21 protein-coding genes and 1 pseudogene are annotated in these 18,286 nt (G+C 65.3%); 14 read left to right on the top strand and 8 right to left on the bottom strand.

What is annotated here, in order from left to right; genetic code table 11:
* Window positions 1-13: 13 nt before the first annotated feature.
* Window positions 14-895: a cytochrome c oxidase subunit 3 gene (locus WH367_RS04130; RefSeq protein WP_027010763.1), complete on the top strand. Its 882-nt coding sequence runs from the start codon at window positions 14-16 to the stop codon at window positions 893-895.
* Window positions 896-915: 20 nt separating this feature from the next.
* On the opposite strand, the gene WH367_RS04135 is transcribed toward WH367_RS04130, so the two are convergent.
* Window positions 916-1,134, bottom strand: a complete 219-nt coding sequence (locus tag WH367_RS04135) for a DUF2909 domain-containing protein (RefSeq protein ID WP_339534388.1) — start codon at window positions 1,132-1,134, stop codon at window positions 916-918.
* Between the two features lie 203 nt (window positions 1,135-1,337).
* On the opposite strand from WH367_RS04135, the gene WH367_RS04140 reads away from it, so the two are divergent.
* Genes WH367_RS04140 through WH367_RS04160 form a run of 5 tightly spaced genes read left to right on the top strand, consistent with a single transcriptional unit; the run spans window position 1,338 to window position 5,527 of the window.
* On the top strand, window positions 1,338-2,162 hold the full coding sequence (locus WH367_RS04140; protein ID WP_339534390.1) for an SURF1 family protein: 825 nt from the start codon (window positions 1,338-1,340) through the stop codon (window positions 2,160-2,162).
* Complete coding sequence (locus WH367_RS04145) at window positions 2,095-2,835, top strand: SCO family protein (RefSeq protein ID WP_027010761.1); 741 nt, start codon at window positions 2,095-2,097, stop codon at window positions 2,833-2,835. The genes WH367_RS04140 and WH367_RS04145 overlap by 68 nt, the downstream gene beginning before the upstream one ends.
* Before the next feature lie 12 nt (window positions 2,836-2,847).
* A complete protein-coding gene (locus WH367_RS04150; protein WP_052329889.1) occupies window positions 2,848-3,978 on the top strand; it encodes a COX15/CtaA family protein in 1,131 nt (376 codons plus the stop codon).
* Between the two features lie 33 nt (window positions 3,979-4,011).
* The gene (gene cyoE, locus WH367_RS04155) at window positions 4,012-4,911 is read left to right on the top strand and encodes a heme o synthase (RefSeq protein WP_027010760.1); all 900 of its coding nucleotides are present in this window, start codon (window positions 4,012-4,014) and stop codon (window positions 4,909-4,911) included.
* Window positions 4,912-4,918: 7 nt separating this feature from the next.
* Window positions 4,919-5,527 (top strand): SCO family protein, encoded by a 609-nt coding sequence (locus tag WH367_RS04160; RefSeq protein WP_339534392.1) that lies wholly within the window; start codon window positions 4,919-4,921, stop codon window positions 5,525-5,527.
* A gap of 38 nt (window positions 5,528-5,565) precedes the next feature.
* On the opposite strand, the gene WH367_RS04165 is transcribed toward WH367_RS04160, so the two are convergent.
* Window positions 5,566-6,396, bottom strand: a complete 831-nt coding sequence (locus WH367_RS04165) for an urease accessory protein UreD (RefSeq protein ID WP_339534393.1) — start codon at window positions 6,394-6,396, stop codon at window positions 5,566-5,568.
* 261 nt (window positions 6,397-6,657) lie between these two features.
* On the opposite strand from WH367_RS04165, the gene WH367_RS04170 reads away from it, so the two are divergent.
* The 8 genes and pseudogenes from WH367_RS04170 (at window position 6,658) to ureG (ending at window position 12,110) form a co-directional block, all read left to right on the top strand.
* Window positions 6,658-6,960, top strand: coding sequence for an urease subunit gamma (locus WH367_RS04170; protein WP_116924691.1), 303 nt, complete (start codon window positions 6,658-6,660; stop codon window positions 6,958-6,960).
* Between the two features lie 33 nt (window positions 6,961-6,993).
* The gene (locus WH367_RS04175) at window positions 6,994-7,602 is read left to right on the top strand and encodes a HupE/UreJ family protein (RefSeq protein ID WP_339534394.1); all 609 of its coding nucleotides are present in this window, start codon (window positions 6,994-6,996) and stop codon (window positions 7,600-7,602) included.
* A gap of 14 nt (window positions 7,603-7,616) precedes the next feature.
* The gene (locus WH367_RS04180; RefSeq protein WP_339534396.1) at window positions 7,617-7,925 is read left to right on the top strand and encodes an urease subunit beta; all 309 of its coding nucleotides are present in this window, start codon (window positions 7,617-7,619) and stop codon (window positions 7,923-7,925) included.
* A 49-nt stretch (window positions 7,926-7,974) separates the two neighbouring features.
* A complete protein-coding gene (gene ureC / locus WH367_RS04185) occupies window positions 7,975-9,693 on the top strand; it encodes an urease subunit alpha (protein ID WP_339534398.1) in 1,719 nt (572 codons plus the stop codon).
* Window positions 9,694-9,707: 14 nt separating this feature from the next.
* Window positions 9,708-10,190, top strand: coding sequence for a GNAT family N-acetyltransferase (locus tag WH367_RS04190; protein WP_339534399.1), 483 nt, complete (start codon window positions 9,708-9,710; stop codon window positions 10,188-10,190).
* 11 nt (window positions 10,191-10,201) lie between these two features.
* A pseudogene (ureE, locus tag WH367_RS04195) lies at window positions 10,202-10,747 on the top strand (urease accessory protein UreE); the annotation flags it as partial.
* Window positions 10,748-10,752: 5 nt separating this feature from the next.
* Window positions 10,753-11,454, top strand: a complete 702-nt coding sequence (locus WH367_RS04200) for an urease accessory protein UreF (RefSeq protein ID WP_445228067.1) — start codon at window positions 10,753-10,755, stop codon at window positions 11,452-11,454.
* Complete coding sequence (ureG, locus tag WH367_RS04205) at window positions 11,451-12,110, top strand: urease accessory protein UreG (RefSeq protein ID WP_339534405.1); 660 nt, start codon at window positions 11,451-11,453, stop codon at window positions 12,108-12,110. The genes WH367_RS04200 and ureG overlap by 4 nt, the downstream gene beginning before the upstream one ends.
* 18 nt (window positions 12,111-12,128) lie before the next feature.
* Here the strand turns inward: ureG and WH367_RS04210 are convergent, their stop codons facing one another.
* The 6 genes from WH367_RS04210 to WH367_RS04235 form a co-directional block, all read right to left on the bottom strand.
* Window positions 12,129-12,632: a gamma-glutamylcyclotransferase family protein gene (locus WH367_RS04210; RefSeq protein ID WP_339534406.1), complete on the bottom strand. Its 504-nt coding sequence runs from the start codon at window positions 12,630-12,632 to the stop codon at window positions 12,129-12,131.
* A gap of 22 nt (window positions 12,633-12,654) precedes the next feature.
* Window positions 12,655-13,578, bottom strand: coding sequence for a DUF6999 family protein (locus WH367_RS04215; protein WP_339534407.1), 924 nt, complete (start codon window positions 13,576-13,578; stop codon window positions 12,655-12,657).
* Window positions 13,575-15,518, bottom strand: coding sequence for an iron-containing redox enzyme family protein (locus WH367_RS04220; RefSeq protein WP_339534409.1), 1,944 nt, complete (start codon window positions 15,516-15,518; stop codon window positions 13,575-13,577). Before WH367_RS04220 ends, WH367_RS04215 begins: the two co-directional genes overlap by 4 nt.
* Window positions 15,519-15,524: 6 nt before the next feature.
* Window positions 15,525-16,388 carry a fatty acid desaturase gene (locus WH367_RS04225; protein WP_445228071.1) on the bottom strand — a complete coding sequence of 288 codons (864 nt, stop codon included), beginning with the start codon at window positions 16,386-16,388 and terminating at the stop codon, window positions 15,525-15,527.
* Window positions 16,389-16,491: 103 nt separating this feature from the next.
* The gene (locus WH367_RS04230) at window positions 16,492-17,247 is read right to left on the bottom strand and encodes a sterol desaturase family protein (protein WP_339534410.1); all 756 of its coding nucleotides are present in this window, start codon (window positions 17,245-17,247) and stop codon (window positions 16,492-16,494) included.
* Complete coding sequence (locus WH367_RS04235) at window positions 17,244-18,215, bottom strand: Bug family tripartite tricarboxylate transporter substrate binding protein (RefSeq protein ID WP_339534412.1); 972 nt, start codon at window positions 18,213-18,215, stop codon at window positions 17,244-17,246. Before WH367_RS04235 ends, WH367_RS04230 begins: the two co-directional genes overlap by 4 nt.
* Window positions 18,216-18,286: the final 71 nt, after the last annotated feature.

Below are 18,286 nucleotides of genomic sequence, written 5' to 3' on the forward strand. Positions count from 1 at the left end.
ACCAGGAGCAGCGATGAGTGCGACTTCCCATGGCACCACACCGTACTACTATGTTCCGGCCGAGTCCCGCCACCCGGTGATGGCGGCCATTGGCCTGGGCTTTGTCATTGCCGGCGCCGGCAACTGGGTCAATGGCCACACCTGGGGCATGTACCTGCTCTTTGTCGGCATTGCCTGGTGGCTGTTTGTGCTGTACCAGTGGTTTGGCGATGCGATCCGCGAAAGCGAGCAGGGCCTCTACAGCCACCGCATCGACCTGTCCTACCGCTGGAGCATGAGCTGGTTCATCTTCTCGGAGGTGATGTTCTTCGGTGCCTTCTTTACCGCGCTGTGGTGGGCACGGGCCCATTCGCTGCCGGCGCTGGGCAGCCTGGACAATGCCATTCTCTGGCCCGACTTCAAGGCCGTGTGGCCCAGCGTGGAAATGGGCGCCACGGCCTCGCCTGCGGGCATCGTCGAGCCGTTCCAGACCGTGGGCCCTTTCTGGCTGCCCACCATCAATACCGCGCTGCTGCTGACCTCGGGCGTTACCTTGACCATCGCCCACCATGCCCTGCAGGCCGACCAGCGCAGCAAGTGCATCCGCTTTATGTGGATGACCGTGGTGCTGGGCATCGTCTTCCTCTGCGTGCAGGGCTATGAGTACTTCCACCTCTACACCGAGCTGAACCTCAAGCTCAACTCCGGCACCTACGGCTCCACCTTCTACATGCTGACGGGCTTCCACGGCTTGCATGTGTTCATCGGCATGCTGATGCTGCTGGTTATTACCCTGCGGCTGCAGAAGGGCCATTTCACCGCCAAGAAGCACTTTGGCTTTGAGGGCGCCGCCTGGTACTGGCATTTTGTCGATGTGGTCTGGCTGGGGCTCTACATCCTCGTGTACTGGATGTAGTTGGGGGGCTGCTGAGGGCCTCAAGCCCCCATTGGTATGCCATGGGGCTGCAGGTAGCCCAGCTTCCAAGCCAGCAAGATGCCGGCAAACACCAGCACCGACAGCGCAATGCGCAAGGTCAGCGCCCAGGCCATGCGCTTGCTGCCGGCGCCCGACGGGTTGCCGCGCAGCATGAAAAGCCCGGCCGCTGCCAGGCAGGCCAGTATCACGACAAAGGCGAGTGCGATTAGCAGATGCATGGTGCTGTCCTCAGGGTGGTCTCGGTGTTCTTGGAGCGCGCTGCAAGTCGCTTCGAACGGCTGTCTGGCGCCCGGCGCAACAAACCCATTGTGCGGCAGCGCCAGACGGGGCGCTATCGGCCTGCACCCCAATAGCCTCTCCCCGCAGTATCTTGGCCAGCGCGCTGGTGGCTGCCGCGCTCTGCACCGGGTATAAGCAGCGTATGCCCGCGCCTTCTGCTTCCTCATCCATCCCCAAGGCCCCTATGGAGCGCCGTGCGCAGCTGCGTTTCGTGCTGATCACCGTCGCGGCAGCAGCCTCGATGCTGCTGACCGCCTCGCTGGGGTTCTGGCAGCTGCGCCGCGCCGATGAGAAGCTGGCCTACCAGGCGCAGCTCGATGCGCGTGCAGCCCTGCCGGCGCTGGACGGGGCGAGCTTGCTGCAGCCCCTGGGTGAGGCCGAGCGTGCCAGCCTGCAGCACCGCCAGGTGGTGCTGCGCGGCGAATGGCTGCCACAGTACACGGTCTACCTGGACAACCGCCAGATGCAGGCGCGCCCCGGTTTTTATGTGCTGACACCGCTGCGCCTGGCCGGCCCGGTAGCGCCAGGCCAGCCGCAGACTGTGCTGGTGCAGCGGGGCTGGGCGCCGCGCAATTTTGAAGACCGCTTGGCGCTGCCGCAGGTGCAAACGCCTGGTGGTACCGTGCAATTGCAGGGCCGGGTGGCGGGCCAGCCGGCACGCCTTTTGGAGCTGCAGACGTCCGCCGCGCACCCAGGGGTTTCCCGAATCCGGCAGAATCTCGATACCGATGCTTACGCGCAGGAGACCGGCCTGCCCTTGGCTGCACTCACCGTGGTGCAGACCGGGCCGGCCAGTGAGGGCCTGCTGCGCGACTGGCCTGTAGTAGGCAGCGGCGTGGAAAAGCATTATGGTTATGCATTTCAATGGTTTGGTCTGTGTAGCCTGATTGCGATCCTCTATGTCTGGTTCCAAATTGTCCGACGTGTCCTTCGACGCCGCAGCCACCCAGGCGCCGCCGCCCGCTGATGAGGCGCTGCTGGGCCTGACCGTGCATGGCCTGCCGCCTGCCGAGCAGGCCGAAGCCGCACTGGAGGAGGCCGAGCGCTCGCGCAGTGGCCGCCTCAAGATGCTGCTGGTGCTGCTGGTCTGTGCGGCGCCGGTGATCGCGTCCTACTTCACCTACTACGTGATCCGGCCCGAGGGGCGGCGCAATTTTGGCGAGCTGGTGGGCCAGCAGCCGACGATTCCGGCCGCAAAGGTCAAGACCCTGGACGGCCAGCCGTTTGAGCTGCAAAGCCTCAAGGGCCAGTGGCTGCTGCTGAGTGCCTCGGGCGCGGCCTGCGACGAGGTCTGCCAGAACAACCTCTACCTGCAGCGCCAGCTGCGCGAGAGCCTGGGCCGCGAGAAGGACCGGCTGGACTGGGTCTGGCTGGTGACCGACGACGGCGAGCCGCCGCCAGCCTTGCGCACGGCACTGGACCAGGCCACCGTGCTGCGGGTGCCCCAGGCGCTGGTGGCCCAGTGGCTGCAGCCGGCAGCCGGCCAGCAGCTGGGCGAACATTTGTACGTGGTGGACCCGCTGGGCCACTGGATGATGCGTTTTCCTGCCCAGCTCAGCCGCTCCGATGCGGCCAAGGCGCGCAAGGATCTGGAGCGGCTGCTGCGTGCGTCGTCGAGTTGGGACAAGGAAGGGCGGTAGTGGATAGCTAGCATGACATCGCAGGATTTATATGATTTCGCGCCGCTGGCGCGTGTGTTGCTGACCGGGGCCATCATTGCGCTGGGCCCCATCGTCTGGATTTGGTGGCGCCACCGTGGTGCCACGCCGCTCAAGCGCCTGCAGGTGCTGGCGGTACTGACCCTGTTCCTGTCCTTTGACCTGGTGATGTTTGGCGCGTTTACGCGCCTGACCGATTCGGGCCTGGGCTGCCCGGACTGGCCGGGCTGCTACGGCAATGCCAGCCCGATTGGCGCGCATGCTGAAATCTCTGCCGCGCAAGAGGCCATGCCGACCGGCCCGGTGACCCATGGCAAGGCCTGGGTGGAGATGATCCACCGCTACCTGGCCACCGCCGTGGGCGGCCTGATCATTGTGCTGACGGCCAGTGCCTGGCTGCAGCGCAAGCGCCGGGGTCCGCAGCCGATCAGCCCCTGGTGGCCGACCGCCACCCTGGTCTGGGTGCTGATCCAGGGGGCCTTTGGCGCGCTCACGGTGACGATGAAGCTGTTCCCGGCGATCGTCACCTTGCACCTGCTGGGCGGCACCGTGCTCTTGATGCTATTAACCGTGCAGGCAACGCGCCACACGCAATTTGCCGATAATCTAGGGTTAGTCCCAGTGCCGCGCCTGTTGCGCGGTCTGGTGGCGGTCACGGCGCTGCTGGTGTTTGCGCAGGTGACCCTGGGTGGCTGGGTCAGTACCAACTATGCGGTGCTGGCCTGCACCAGCTTTCCCATGTGCAATGGTGCCTGGTGGCCGGCGATGAACTTTGACGGGTTCCAGATCTGGCGCCCGCTGGGCTTTCTGGCCGATGGTGCGCATATCAGCTACGAAGCGCTGGTGGCCATCCACTACATGCACCGGCTGTTTGCCTACCTGGTGATTGCCGCCTTGCTGTGGCTGGGCTGGGCCCTGCGCACGGTGCCGCTGCTCAGGCAGCAGCGCCGCTGGCTGGTGGGCCTGACGCTGCTGCAATTTGCCACGGGACTGTCGAATGTGGTGCTGGACTGGCCGATGCTGGCGGCCGTTTTGCACACCGGGGGCGCTGCCGCCATCATGGTGGTGCTGACCTGGATCTGGTGTACTGCGGGCCCTGAACCTGCCCGCAGTGCTGCGAGTTGATGACGCTGTATGGAACAAAGACTGAGTGCCCCGATGACCGAACTTGCCGCAACGCCAATGCCGAACCGCTTTGCGCAGTTCTATGCATTGACCAAACCTAAGGTGGTGCAGCTGATTGTGTTTTGCGCACTGATCGGCATGGTGCTGGCCGTGCCTGGTGTGCCCACCGGCGCCGAGCTGCTGCGCATGGCCGTCGCCTGTGCGGGCATCTGGCTGGTGGCGGGGGCCGCAGCGGCCTTCAACTGCCTGGTCGAGCAGAGCATCGATGCGCGCATGAAGCGCACCGCCTGGCGCCCCACCGCGCGCGGCGAGCTGTCCAACCTGCAGACCCTGATGTTTTCTGCCGGGCTGTGCATCGCCGGCTCGGCCATTCTGATCGTCTGGATCAATGCCATCACGATGTGGCTGACCTTTGCGACCTTTGTCGGTTATGCCGTCATCTACACGGTGATCCTCAAGCCGCTGACGCCGCAGAACATCGTGATCGGTGGCGCATCGGGCGCGATGCCCCCCGTGCTGGGCTGGGCCGCGATGACCGGCGATGTCTCGCCCCAGGCACTGCTGCTGTTTTTGATCATCTTCCTGTGGACGCCGCCGCACTTCTGGGCACTGGCGCTGTACCGGGTCGAGGACTACCGCAAGTCCGGCCTGCCGATGCTGCCGGTCACCCATGGGAACTATTACACCCGCGTGCAGGTCTTGCTCTACACCGTGGTCTTGTTTGCCGCCGGCCTGCTGCCCTTCATCATCCAGATGAGCTCCTGGATCTACCTGGTGGCCGCAGTCGTGCTGGGTGCCGGGTTCTTTGGCTATGCCTTTGCGCTGTGGCGCAATTACTCCGATGCGCTGGCGCGCAAGACTTTCCGTTTTTCGCTGGTCTACCTCAGCCTGCTGTTTGTGGCGCTGTTGGTGGACCACTATGTGAGCTGGTAAATCTGCAATGAACAAGCGCAATGCCCTTCGCTGGCTGGCGGGCTCGGCCATGCTGGCCTCGGCCGCCGGTGTCCTCACCGCCTGTAAATCCAAGGCCGATTTCAACGCCATCGACCTGACCGGCAGCAAGGAGTATGGGCAGGACTTCTCCATGCCCGACCAGCATGGCCAGCGCCGCAGCATGGCGGATTTCCAGGGCAAGGTCGTGCTGGTGTTCTTTGGCTTTACCCAGTGCCCCGATGTCTGCCCGACCACCCTGGGTGACCTGGCCGCCGTCAAGCAAAAGCTCGGCGCCAAGGGTGACAAGCTGCAGGTGATCTTTGCCTCGGTCGATCCCTCCCGCGACACGCCCGAGATTCTGCAGGCCTACCTGGCCAACTTTGACCCCAGCTTTCTGGCGCTGCGCGGCAGCGACGAGGAAACGGCCAAGATGGCCAAGGACTTCAAGGTCTACTACAAGCGGGTCGAGGGCCAGACCCCGGGCAGCTACACGATGGACCACACTGCGGGTGACTACATCTTCGACTCCGAAGGCCGCCTGCGTCTGTACAGCCGCTATGGCACGCCAGTCGATACCCTGGCCAAGGACATTGAGCAGCTGATCGACGGCGCTTAAGCGCTTACACGCTTAACAGCGCAGGGCAAGCGCTGCACTCACATCGACCAGATACGCGGCCGCTGCGCTGGCAAGCCCCAGAGGCTGCTGCGCCAGTGGCCCCAGACCGTCTTCCACAGCTGCATGGCAGGCTCCACCACGGGCGCCAGGCCACGCAGCACCAGCATGTGCTCGTTGGGTGCGGTCACCCCGGCCATCAACTCCACTGGGGCAGTATCTAGCAACATTTGGGTGCTCTCCAGCAGCGCTTCGCGTTGCGCGCGGGTGATCGGCGAGCCGCTGGCATAGAGCAAGCTGCCCATGCAGCGCTGGCCCGCCAGGCCCAGCCGGCCGTTGAGCAGCAACTCATCATCGGCCCGGATGCGGCCCCGTTCCAGAAAATGCCCCGGCCAGGCGATGTGCTGTGAAAACACGCCCTGGGTAAAGGGCTGACCGGCCAGCGGCAGGCCCAGCGCGGTGATGTCCCAGGTCAGCAGCTCGGCTCCCGGTGCCAGTTCCATCTGCAGCTCATTGGCCGCGTCGCAGGCATTGTAGGCAATGGCCTCCAGCGGCAGCCATTCCAGCCGGGCGCCGGCCTGCAGCTTAAGGCGGGTGCGCTGCAAGGCCGGCTGGCCATTGCTCTTGTAAAAGCGCGTCGCGCCCGGCGTGGTGATGAGCGCATGCGCGCCCGCCTCTACCTCCACCGAGATATCCAGCACATCGCCCCCCACCAGGCCACCGGGCGGGTGCACCAGCACGTTGTGGCAAATGCCTGGGCCTTCGGGGTAGAGGCTTTTGAGAATGCGCAGCGGGCCATCGTGGCTGAACTGCACTGACGTCTTGCCGGCTTGCTGGCCGTAGCGCAGGTCTAGTTGGGCATGCCAGCTCATGGCTGCGGCTGGTGCTGAATGCCCGCTGGGCAGCAGGGCCCAAGGGCCGGGATTGGAGGTGAGTAGGGTGCGCAAGACATGGCTGGGGTTTTGCAAGCCACGTGCCAGGAACTGCACCGCTCTGGGGTGCTGGCTGTGCTGAATTGGTGCATGCGCGGCAGGTCTGCATGCTTGTGGTGCAAGGAGCAGAGGATGCAGCACGGAAAGCGTGCATGCCCTGCCGCTGCAGCGCCTTGGCATGTGCCTTGCTTTGCACTAGGTATGGAACTGACACCTCGCGAAAAAGACAAGCTGCTGATCTTTACCGCCGCCTTGCTGGCCGAGCGGCGCCTGGCCCGGGGGCTCAAGCTGAACTACCCCGAGGCGGTGGCGCTGATCAGCGCCTTTGTGATGGAGGGCGCGCGCGATGGCAAAACGGTTGCCCAGTTGATGAGCGCTGGCCGCACGGTGCTCACGCGCGCCGATGTGATGGAGGGCATCCCCGAGATGATTGCCGATATCCAGATCGAGGCGACCTTTCCCGATGGCACCAAGCTCGTCACCGTGCATGAGCCCATTGTCTGAATCCCCTCTTTTCCCTTGCGCAAGCCTAGCACCATGAACTTCAAGAAACTCTCTGCCACCGTGGCGGCTGCCGCTGCCGCCTTGCCCCTGTCCGCACTTGCCCATGTGGGCAGCGACGGCGGCGGCCACCATGGCTTTTTGAGCAGCTTTGGCCATGCCTTTGCCCACCCGTTTACCGGCGCGGACCATATGGCGGCGATGCTGGCCGTGGGCGCCTGGAGTGCGCTGACGGTGACGCCCGCCTGGCGCGCCCCGGCCGCCTTTGTGGCCCTGCTGGTGGCGGGGGCGCTGGCAGGTTTTGCCGGTCTGTGGGTGCCCGGCGTGGAGCCGATGATTGCCGCATCGGTGCTGGTGCTGGGCCTGCTGGTGGCGGTGCAAAAGCAGATGCCCTGGGTGCTGGCCGCTGCGCTCGCCGGGGTGTTTGCGTTTTTCCATGGCGCGGCCCACGGCTTTGAGCTGGCGGCCGATTCTGCGCTGGCATCGGCAGGGGCCCTGGCGGGCATGGCGCTGGGCTCGGCCCTGCTGCATGTCGGCGGCATGGTGCTGGGCAAGGCCCTGATGCAGCGCCACCGCTGGCTGGCCAAGTTGGCAGGCGGCGCCACCGCGGTCTTGGGCGCGGCCATGCTGACGCGCCTGGCCTGACGAGGAGCCGCAACATGATCCCAGGTGAACTACTGCTGAATGACGGCGAACATGTGCTGAACCCGGGGCGCCGCACCGCCACGCTGGTGGTGCACAACGCCAGCGACCGGCCCATCCAGGTCGGCTCGCACTACCACTTTGCCGAGACCAATGCCGGCCTGGTCTTTGACCGCCAGGCGGCGCATGGCATGCGACTGCATATTGCCAGCGGCATGGCGGTGCGCTTTGAGCCCGGCCAGCAGCGCACGGTGGAGCTGGTGGATGTTGGCGGCGAGCGGCAGATCTACGGTTTTCGCGGCCTGGTGCAAGGGGCGCTGGAATGAGGCCCGGCATGCTGTGCCTGTGCCCAGGTTCTAAGACAGGATGGTTCTGATGGCAACGATGGACAGACGCGCATACGCAGAGACCTATGGGCCCACGGTGGGTGACCGCCTGCGCCTGGCCGATACCGAACTGGTCGTGCAGGTGGAGCAGGACTTTACCCTGCGCGCGGGCGGCTATGGCGAAGAGGTGAAGTTTGGCGGTGGCAAGACCATCCGTGACGGCATGGCGCAAAGCCAGCGCAGCAGTGCGCAGGACGCGATGGACACGGTGCTGACCAATGCGCTGATCATCGACCACTGGGGCATCGTCAAGGCAGACATTGGCCTGAAGGCCGGCCGCATTGCCGCGATTGGCAAGGCCGGCAACCCGGACACGCAGCCAGGTGTGGACATCATCATCGGCCCAGGCACCGAGATCATCAGCTGCGAAGGCATGGTCGTCACCGCTGGCGGCATCGACACGCACATCCACTTCATCGCGCCCCAGCAGATCGAGGAGGCGCTGACCAGCGGCGTGACGACGATGATTGGCGGCGGCACCGGCCCGGCCACCGGCACCTTTGCGACGACCTGCACGCCCGGCGCCTGGAACATGGAGCGCATGCTGCAGGCGGCCGATGCCTTCCCGATGAACCTGGGTTTTCTGGGCAAGGGCAATGCGAGCTTGCCGCTGGCCCTGCATGAGCAGATCGATGCCGGCGCGATTGGCCTCAAGCTGCACGAGGACTGGGGCAGCACGCCAGCGGCCATCGACAACTGCCTGGACGTGGCCGAGCTCACCGACACCCAGGTGGCGATCCATACCGATACGTTGAACGAAAGCGGCTTTGTCGAAGACACGGTGGCCGCGTTCAAAGGCCGCACCATCCATACCTTCCACACCGAAGGCGCGGGCGGCGGCCATGCGCCCGATATTTTGAAGGTGGTAGGCGAGGCTAATGTGCTGCCCAGCTCCACCAACCCGACGCGGCCCTACACGATCAACACGCTCGACGAGCATGTGGACATGCTGATGGTCTGCCACCATCTGGATGCGGGCATTGCCGAGGACCTGGCCTTTGCCGAAAGCCGCATCCGCAAGGAAACCATTGCGGCCGAGGACATCCTGCACGACATCGGCGCGATCAGCATGTTCAGCTCCGACAGCCAGGCCATGGGTCGGGTGGGTGAGGTGATCCTGCGCACCTGGCAGACGGCGCACAAGATGAAGCTGCAGCGCGGCCCCCTGCCGGGTGACAGCGAGCGGCATGACAACTTCCGCATCAAGCGCTATATCGCCAAGTACACGATCAACCCGGCCATCGCCCATGGCATCAGCCATGAGGTGGGCAGCCTGGAAGTGGGCAAGTGGGCCGATATCGTCATCTGGAAGCCGGCCTTTTTTGGCGTCAAGCCCAGCTGCATTCTCAAGGGCGGCTTTATCGCGATGGCGGCCATGGGGGACCCCAATGCCTCGATCCCGACGCCCCAGCCGGTGCACTACCGCCCGATGTTTGGTGCCTTTGGCGGCGCGATCGCCAAGACCTCGCTGACCTTTGTCTCGCAAGCGGGCCTGGCTGCCGGCATCGGCCAGCGCTTTGGCCTGGCCAAGACCTTGTCGGCCGTCAAAGGCATACGCGGCCTGCAAAAGCAGCACATGGTGCACAACGACCTGGCGCCGCACATGGAGGTGGATGCCCAGACCTATGCGGTGCGCGCCGACGGCCAGCTGCTGACCTGCGAGCCAGCGAGCAGCCTGCCGATGGCCCAGCGTTATTTTCTGTTTTGAACCGGTAAGCACCCATGGCAAGCCCATTGATTTTCGAGCAGGACCCCGTGACCGATGCGCGCGTGCTGGCCTTTTTGGAAGCGCACCTGAGCGATATGCGCCGCATCTCGCCGCCCGAGAGCGTGCATGCGCTCGACCCCGCGCAGCTGCGCGCGCCTGGGCTGCAGCTGTGGACCGGCTGGACCGCCGCGCAAGAGCCCAAGGCCCTGGTCGCCACCTGCGCGCTCAAGATCCTGGATGCGGGCCACCTGGAGCTCAAATCGATGCGGGTGGAGGCGGCGCAACGCGGCTCAGGTGCTGCCCAGCAGGTGCTGGACCATGTGCTGGCCCAGGCCCGCGCGATGGGGGCCAGGCGCATCAGCCTGGAGACGGGCACCGAGGCCTTTTTTGCACCGGCGCGCCGTTTTTACGCGCGCAATGGCTTTGTGGACTGCGCACCGTTTGGCAGCTACCAGCCCGATCCGAACAGCTGCTTTATGCGCCTGGAGCTGCCATGACGGACGGGGCGATGCTGCAAGTCTCCAAATGCCTGCCCGCTGGCCAGGGCCTGGCACCGGCCCTGCGCAAGCGCGCGAGCTTTGTCGAGCTGGACTGGGATGTGCGCCAGAAGTCGCGCTTCTCGGCCACCGACAGCAGCGGCCGTGCGCTGGCGATTTTTCTGCCACGCGGCCAGGCCGTGCGCGGAGGCGATGTGCTGGTGGCCGAGGACGGCTCGGTGATTCTCGTGCAAGCCGCGCCGCAGAAAGTGCTGCATATCAGTGCCTGCGCGCAGCATGGCTCGGCCTTTGACCTGACGCGCGCCGCCTACCACCTGGGCAACCGCCATGTGCCCATCGAGCTGCAGCCCGACCACCTCAAGATCGAGCCCGACCATGTGCTGGCCGACATGCTGCGCAGCATGCACATGACCGTGGTTGAGGCGGAGCTGCCCTTTGAGCCGGAAGGCGGCGCCTATGGCGGCCATGTCACCAACGATGGCCACAGCCACCATGGACATGGGCATGCGCACAGCCATGACCACGGGCATGACCATGCCCATCCGCACCACCACGGATGAGCATGCAACCCCTCAGCCTGTCGCCCGCCAGCTTTTTGCAGCTGATGTGGCTGGCTTCGCCGGCCTTGCCGATAGGAGGATTCTCCTATTCCGAAGGGCTGGAGGCGGGCGTGAATGCCGCGCTGGTGGGCAACGAGGCGCAGGCGGCAGACTGGATTGACCAGCAGCTGCAGCTCTCCCAGGCCCGAGGCGATATGGCAGTGCTGGCCCAGGCCATGCAGGCCTGGCACAGCAATGAGCGCGTGCGCCTGGTGGCCCTCAACGCCTGGGTGCTGCAGACGCGCGAGAGCAGCGAGCTGCGCCTGCAGACCGAGCAGATGGGCCGCTCGCTGGTGGCCTGGTTGCAGAACCGCTATGCCGATGATGCCCAGGCCTTGGTCCTGGTGAACTGGCTGGCGGCCGAGGATGCGAGTTATCCGCTGGCCTTTGCGCTGGCTGCGCACCTGGCAGGCGCAGGCGCGCGTGATGCGCTGCTCGCCTATGCCTTTGGCTGGGCTGAGAACATGGTGCAGGCAGCGATCAAATCCGTGCCGCTGGGCCAGAGCGCCGGCCAGCGCATTCTGGCGCGGCTGGCAGAGGCGATACCGGCGGCGGCCGAGCATGCGCTGGCGCTGGGCGATGACGAACGCCAGGCTTTTTCCCCGATGCTGGCCATTCTCTCGGCCCGGCATGAACACCAATATTCACGGCTTTTTCGATCATGAGCACTGCACTGCACCACATTCCCCACCGCAGCAAAAAACTGCCTCCGTTGCGCGTCGGTATCGGCGGGCCCGTGGGCTCGGGCAAGACCACCATCTTGGAGATGCTGTGCAAGGCCATGCGGGGCAAATGGGACCTGATCGCTATCACCAATGACATCTACACCAAGGAAGACCAGCGCCTGCTGACCGTCAGTGGCGCGCTGCCGGCCGAGCGCATCATGGGGGTGGAGACGGGCGGCTGCCCGCACACGGCGATCCGCGAAGATGCTTCGATCAACCTCGAAGCGATCGACCGCATGCTGGGCCAATTTCCCGATGCCGATATCGTGTTTATCGAATCGGGCGGCGACAACCTGGCTGCAACCTTCAGCCCCGAGCTGTCGGACCTGACGATCTATGTGATCGATGTGGCGGCCGGCGAGAAGATTCCGCGCAAGGGCGGCCCCGGCATCACCAAGAGCGATCTGTTTGTGATCAACAAGACCGATCTGGCCCCCTATGTCGGTGCCAACCTGGAGGTGATGCGCAGCGACACCGAGCGCATGCGCAGCTCGCCCAAAGGCACCAAGCCCTTTGTGATGACCAACCTGAAGACGCTCGATGGCCTCGATGAGGTGGTGGCCTTTATCGAAAAGCAGGGCCTGCTGCTGGGCTGAGTTGCCGTACCGAGGGCATCAGCTCTGGGGCGTATTGAGGCTAAAAGCCGTATCGGGGTGATCGCGTCCCTGCTCTGCAATCCAGGCCAGCCAGTCCTGCGCGCTGATCTGCGTGCGGCCTTGCAAGGCCGGGGGAAGGGCCTCGTACACGAGTGCCTCCAGCGGCTGCTGGCCACCGCCGACTAGCTTCACATCCAGCGTTAGCACGCGCTTGGTGTACTCGCCCACATCCTGGGGCCAGATGCCTTCGATGCGGTCCATGGCCTGCTCCAGCGCATCGTTCAAGGGGTAGACCTCGGCGAGCACCAGGCCGCTGCCCTGCAATTGCAGGCCCGGGTACCAGCCCAGGTCAAACAAGGTGCCGGTCAGCAAGCTGCGGCCCAGGCAGCTGATGCCAGGCTGCAGCCGGGCAATGTCGTTGACGCCGCCGGCACGCAAGGTGCCATAGACGGCGACATGGCGCGCGCCGCAGGGGTGCCAGGGCGGGTTGCGGATGGGGTGTTCTGGGCGTGGCGTCTGCATCGAAGGCTTTGCGGGACAAGGATCAGCTGGCCTGCGCAGGCCGGCCGGCTGCCTGCCGGGTCTTGGCGATTTCGCGGCTGGGCAGTGGGGTCTCGCCGGTCGCCATGCGCATCAGCAGGCAGTGCAGCATCTCGGTGGACAGGCCATGGAGCACCAGGCGGTGGCCGGCGCGCAAGGTGGACAGCGGCACGAGCGGGTGCTTGTTGTTGAGCATCACCAGGTGCTCGGGCGAGGACAGGATCTTGGCCGCATAGATGGCAACGGTTTCGTCCAGCTGCAGCGAATTGCTGGCGCGCCAGAAATCGTTGTCGGTCAGCAGCAGCTGGTAGACCGGCGTGTAGACCTCGATGGCGCTTTGTAGATCGAGAATGTTCAGCCGGCCATGGGGCATCGCGGCCAGCTGCAGCGGCGGGTCGCAGAGCATGCCAAAGTCGGGCTCGGCCACCGGGCCCATGTGCTGGCCGTGGCTGCGCAGCGTGGTGTTGAGCCGGATGACAAAGTTGAACAGGTTCAGGTCGTGCTTGAGGAACAGCTCGTCCTTGATGTCATCGATCTCCATCGGTGCCAGCGGCTTGGTGGGCACGGGGGTGGGCGCATTGGCGCCGATAAAGCTCAGGATCTGCGAGCCCAGGTGGAAGTGGCGCATGATGAGCCAGTTCGCCTCGGGCGAGACAAAACGGTTCATGCTGAAGGCCAGGGTGCGGTGCAGCAGCTTGGAATGCGCCCAGCGCTTGGGCAGCAGCACCTTGAGGATCTGGATCAGGATGATGCTCAAGCGCGCAAGCGGCCGGATAAAGGGCAGCAGAAACTGGCGCGAGCGGCTGCTCGAATCCTTGAGCCAGGCTGCCTTGACATGGTCGGGCAGCGGCGTGCTGTCGTCCAGGTAGAGCGCCAGCCAGGGGTTGGGGTCGCGCTCGTCGTGGGGAATGTCGCGGAAATCGGTCATCGTGCGCGCTCCGTGGCCGTGGCATCCAGAATATGCCGGAACTGCATCAGGTAGAGCGCAGAGGTATGGCGTGCGGTCGCGGCAATCGCTGCTGCGGCGGTGCCGGTCTCGTCCAGCGCCATCACCATCTGCACGGCCAGCAGCCAGCGCTCCAGGTGGTCTTCGTCATTGGCGCCGTGGTATTCCAGAAAGCGGAAGCAGTCCGGGCCCAGCGCCAGGTGCTGGCGCAGCAGTGGCAGAAGGCTGGGCACAATGCGCTGGCCCGTGCCTTCGATGATGTAGATGGCGCCCAGGAGGCCAATCGGGTTGGGGGTGGCTGCCAGGCTGTGCAGGTAGCTGTTGAGCGCCTCGCCACCCGGGTTGCGGTGCAGTTGCTGGATATCGGTTTGCGTGCCACCGGCGTTCAAGTAGTCCTGGTGCAGGATCTTGAAGTCGTTCTGCTCCTCGCTGGCGTGCACGCCCATCAGCGCGGCCAGCTCGGCATAGGCCCCTGTGAGCGAGGCGGCGCCTTCGCGCATCCACAGGCTGCCTTCGCGCACCTGAGGCACCCACTGGCTCATCCAGCGCACATAGTCGGCCTGCTGGATCTGGCCGCTGTGGATGCGGTGCACCAGCGGCGTGCGCCAGACCTGGGAGCGGTAGTCATGCCAGATGCTGGCCAGCTCGGTCAGCAGGGGCGCCAGGCCTGCCGGGGCGGCGGCCGGGTCATGGGGCGGGGCGATCAGCGCGCTTTCTGCAGCGGCTGCGTGCTGTGGCGCGCGCTGGGCCGGGGTGCTGGCGCTGTTGGAAGACGTGCCGGCAGGCGCGCTGCGCTCCACCTCCAGCAGCATATAGCCGGCGGTAAAGCGGCCGGACTCGGGCACAAAGCACAGCATGGTGTCGCCGGGCTTCAAGCGCTCGTGCTGGGTCTGCAAATACTCGGCAATCATCACAAAAATGGAGGCCGCGCCGGTATTGCCGCGCCAGGCCAGGTTGCTCCACCAGCGCTCGCGCGGGATCGACAGTTGCGCCTTGTTCAGCAGCTCATCGACGACGGGAATGAATTTCTCGGACGAGTAGTGGCAGAGAAAGTGGTCAATGCCGCGCTCGGGCAGCCAGCCCTGGTGGGCGATGCGGGCGTACTCGTGGATGCAGACATCAAAGAGGTGCGGCAGCAGGCGGATGTCCTGGCGCAGGGACAGCGCGCCAGCCGCCTCGGCCTCGGCCCAGGAGGGGAAATCGAGGTGGCTGCGCTGGCGGTCATGCGTCAGGCCCAGCTGCATGCACACGGGGTAGTCGCCGGCAAAGCTGCGCTGGTGGGTCCAGCGCAGTTTGAGGCGCAGATCGGGGCGCTGGGGCAGGGCGGCGCCCTGGCCCAGCAGCACGGCGCCGGCGCCATCGCTCAGCATCCAGCGCAAAAAATGCGCATCGAAATCGGTGTTGTAGTCCTGGCCCGCGTAGCGCGAGCGCTTGAACAGGCGCGAGGGCATCTCGCTGGCCACCGCCAGCGCATGGCCGTGCGTGCCGTGCTCCACCGCCAGCGCCGCGCTTTGCAGCGCGCCCACACTGGCCGCGCAGACGCCCTGCACGCTGAGCAGTTCCATCGGCGGTGCGGCCATCTCGCCCTGGATCATGCTGGCAAAGCCGGGCATCAGCGCGTCGCCGCCTGATGAACCGCTGGCCAGAAAGCCGATATCGGCCAGCGGCCGTGCGGCCTGCGCCAGGGCCGCCTCGATGGCGCCCTTGGCCATTTGCGCATTGCTGTAGCTGGTGCTGCCATCGGGCGCAATCGCGTAGTGGCGCTGCTGGATACCGTTTTCCGCGAGGATGCGGCGCTTGATGCGTTCGGACAGCCGGTTGAGCGGCGCGACATAGGCATCCATGCCGTCGTTGGCAATGGGGGCGCCGGGCATGAAGTGACCGGCGGATTCGATATAGACCTGCGAATAAGCGACTGGCATAGATGACTACTTTTTCTCCATAGGCGGCATCAGCGACCGGCTGCGGGCCGATCGGCAAACCATCCCTCCAACAAAGACCCGCGCCATATACGGCAGCAGGCCTGCCTCATTGAGCACCGGGTGGACCCGGTGTCGGTATTCATCGGCATGCAAGCGGGTCAGCGCGGACCAGTGGGCATGCGGACATTCATGGTGGGCGGTGTGCAGGCCAATATTAAAGAGCAGCGGGTTGACCCAGCCTTCAAAATTGCGCGCGTAGTTCAGCATGCCACCGTCGGTATCGTTTTTGGACTTTGGGGGCTTGCGGCCATCGGCATGGGCGTGTTGCAGGTAGTTGGTGGCCAGCAGCCAGTGCAGGCCATGGAGCTGGGGCAGGATGACAAAGACCAGCGCTTTCTTCCAGTCCAGCGCCAGCAGCGCCGCCCAGCTGCCCAGCCACAGCGCGTACTGGCCCATGCAGTAGCGAAAGGCGCCGGGCTGGCGCAGGCGCAGCCCCGCCAGCCAGCGGATGAACAGCGGGTACAGCACCCAGGCCGCCTGCAGCGGGTGGAGCAGGTAGCCCCAGAGGTGGTTGCTGTCACCGCCAAAACGGTAGGTGCGGGCGATATCCTGCTCGCCATGCTTGTAGCGGTGGTGGTTGGCCACATGGGCGGGCCAGAACACAAAGGTGGGGTGGCCCTGCAGCAGGGTCAGCGCATAGTCGGTGGCGCGGTTGGCCCAGCGGCTGCGGGGCCCCGTCCACATGCGCAGATGGGTGTGGTTGTGGTGGATGACGCCGATACCCAAGGTCAGAAACAGCTCGACCAGGTAGAGCCACCAGACCAGGCCATGCTGCCACTGCCAGGCGGCGATCAGCGGCAGCGCCAGCATGTAGAGCAGCGATTGCCAGTCACGCCAGTGGCGCAGCCGGGGCAGTGTGCGGGAGGCGGTGGCGGGCAGGGGTGGGCTGTCGTCGCGGGTCATGCCAACCGGGTCAAGCAGCGGGGCGGCCTGGGGCCGGGCGTGGGGGCAGCGGGTCTGCTTCGCTGCGCATCAGGCGGTCCATAAAGGCCAGTGCAAAGCCGTAGTTGCCGGCCGGCCGGGCATGGTGCAGGTGGTGGCGGCGGCTTGCGGCCAGCGGGTGGCGCGGCCCTACGCGCGGGAAAAAATCGTAATTGGCATGGCCCACGGCGTTCAGGAAGATGCTGAACACCGGCACCGAGGCCAGCGACCAGAAGGCAAAGTCATGCAGCACCATGGGCAGCAGGATCACATTGCCCAGCATCATCGCCTCGATGGGGTGGAAGCTGTAGGTCGACCAGGGCGTGACGACGACCGAGCGGTGGTGGTCGCCATGGAAGCGCTTGAACCAGCGCGTATGCAGCAGGCGGTGGTTGATCCAGAAATGCACGTCGTTCCAGATCAGCAGTACCCAGATCTCGATGGCAATCTGCCAGCCGCTGGGCGCCACTGCAAAATGCGCCCAGCCCAGCTGCACAAAGCCCCAGGGCACGACCATGCCCAGGCCAAACACGAGGATGGAATGAAAAGACTGGCGCCACTCGCGCCGCAACTGGTCGGGCTTGAGTGGCCGGGTATCGAGCACCCGGCCGATGCCGCGCTTTTGCAAAAAGCCGGTGAGCGCCGTCATGCCCAGTCCCCCGATCAGGTACAGCGCGCTGAAGAACACGAGTCCCCAGGCCATGACCTGCCAGGCGCTGAGATCGGTGAAGACTTGGGCGGCCGTCATTGCGCGCGGATGTTCTGCTCTTTGATGATGGCGCCCAGCGCCTTCACATCGGCATCAATGCGGTTCTTCAGACCTTCGGGCGAGCTGCCCACGGCCTGCCAGCCCTGCAGGGCGAGCTTTTGGCGCATCTCGGGGCTGCGCACGATCTCGCCGACGGCAGCGGCGAGCTTGTCGACATGGGCTTTGGGCATGGCCTTGGGGGCGGCCACGGCGTTCCAGATTTCCATGTCGTAGTTGGCAATGCCCAGCTCCTTGAGGCTGGGCAGGCCGGGGGCCAGCGGGCTGCGGGCGGCCGAGCTCACGCCAATGCCGCGCAGCTTGCCGGCCTGGATCTGGTTCATCGCCAGCGCCGGTGGCAGCATCGAGAGCTGCAGATCGCCGCCCTGGATGCCGTTGAACACCTGCGGGTAGCCAGGATAGGGGATGTGCTCGGGCTTGATCTTGGCGCGGCTCTTGAGCAGCTCCATGCCCAGGTGGCCGATGGTGCCCACGCCGGGTGAGCCATAGCTCCAGCTGCTGCCCGCCTGGGTGGCGGCTTCGAAGAAGGCCTTGCCCTCAGGCGCCTTGGCTGGCGCCACCAGCACCAGCGGGGCCACGCCAATCAGGCCGACGGGCTGCAGATCGGTCAGCGGGTCGTAGCGGATCGCGGGGTTGAGCAGCTTGGCAATCGTCATATTGCCGTTGATCATCACGCTGAAGGTGTAGCCATCGGTCGCGCGCGCCACGTACTCGGCGGCGATGTTGCCGCCGGCCCCGACCTTGTTCTCGACGATGATCGGCTGGCCCAGGGCCTTTTCCAGCGGCTCGGCCAACGCGCGGGCGGTCAGGTCAGGTGAAGATCCCGCCGGAAAGCCCACGATCAGGTGCAGGGGTTTGCTCGGCCAGTTGTCCGCAGCCAGGGCGCCGGTGCTGGCGAGGGTGGCCAAGGTGGCTGCCACCAGGCAGCGGCGGGACAGGGAAAAATGCATAAAAGCTCCAGATTCGCATGGCTGCCCGCATGGGTGGAGGTTTATCCGTCTGTACGTCCGCCGGGCTCATA

It is taken from the genome of Comamonas sp. MYb21, assembly GCF_037479395.1.
Classification (GTDB): domain Bacteria; phylum Pseudomonadota; class Gammaproteobacteria; order Burkholderiales; family Burkholderiaceae_C; genus Comamonas.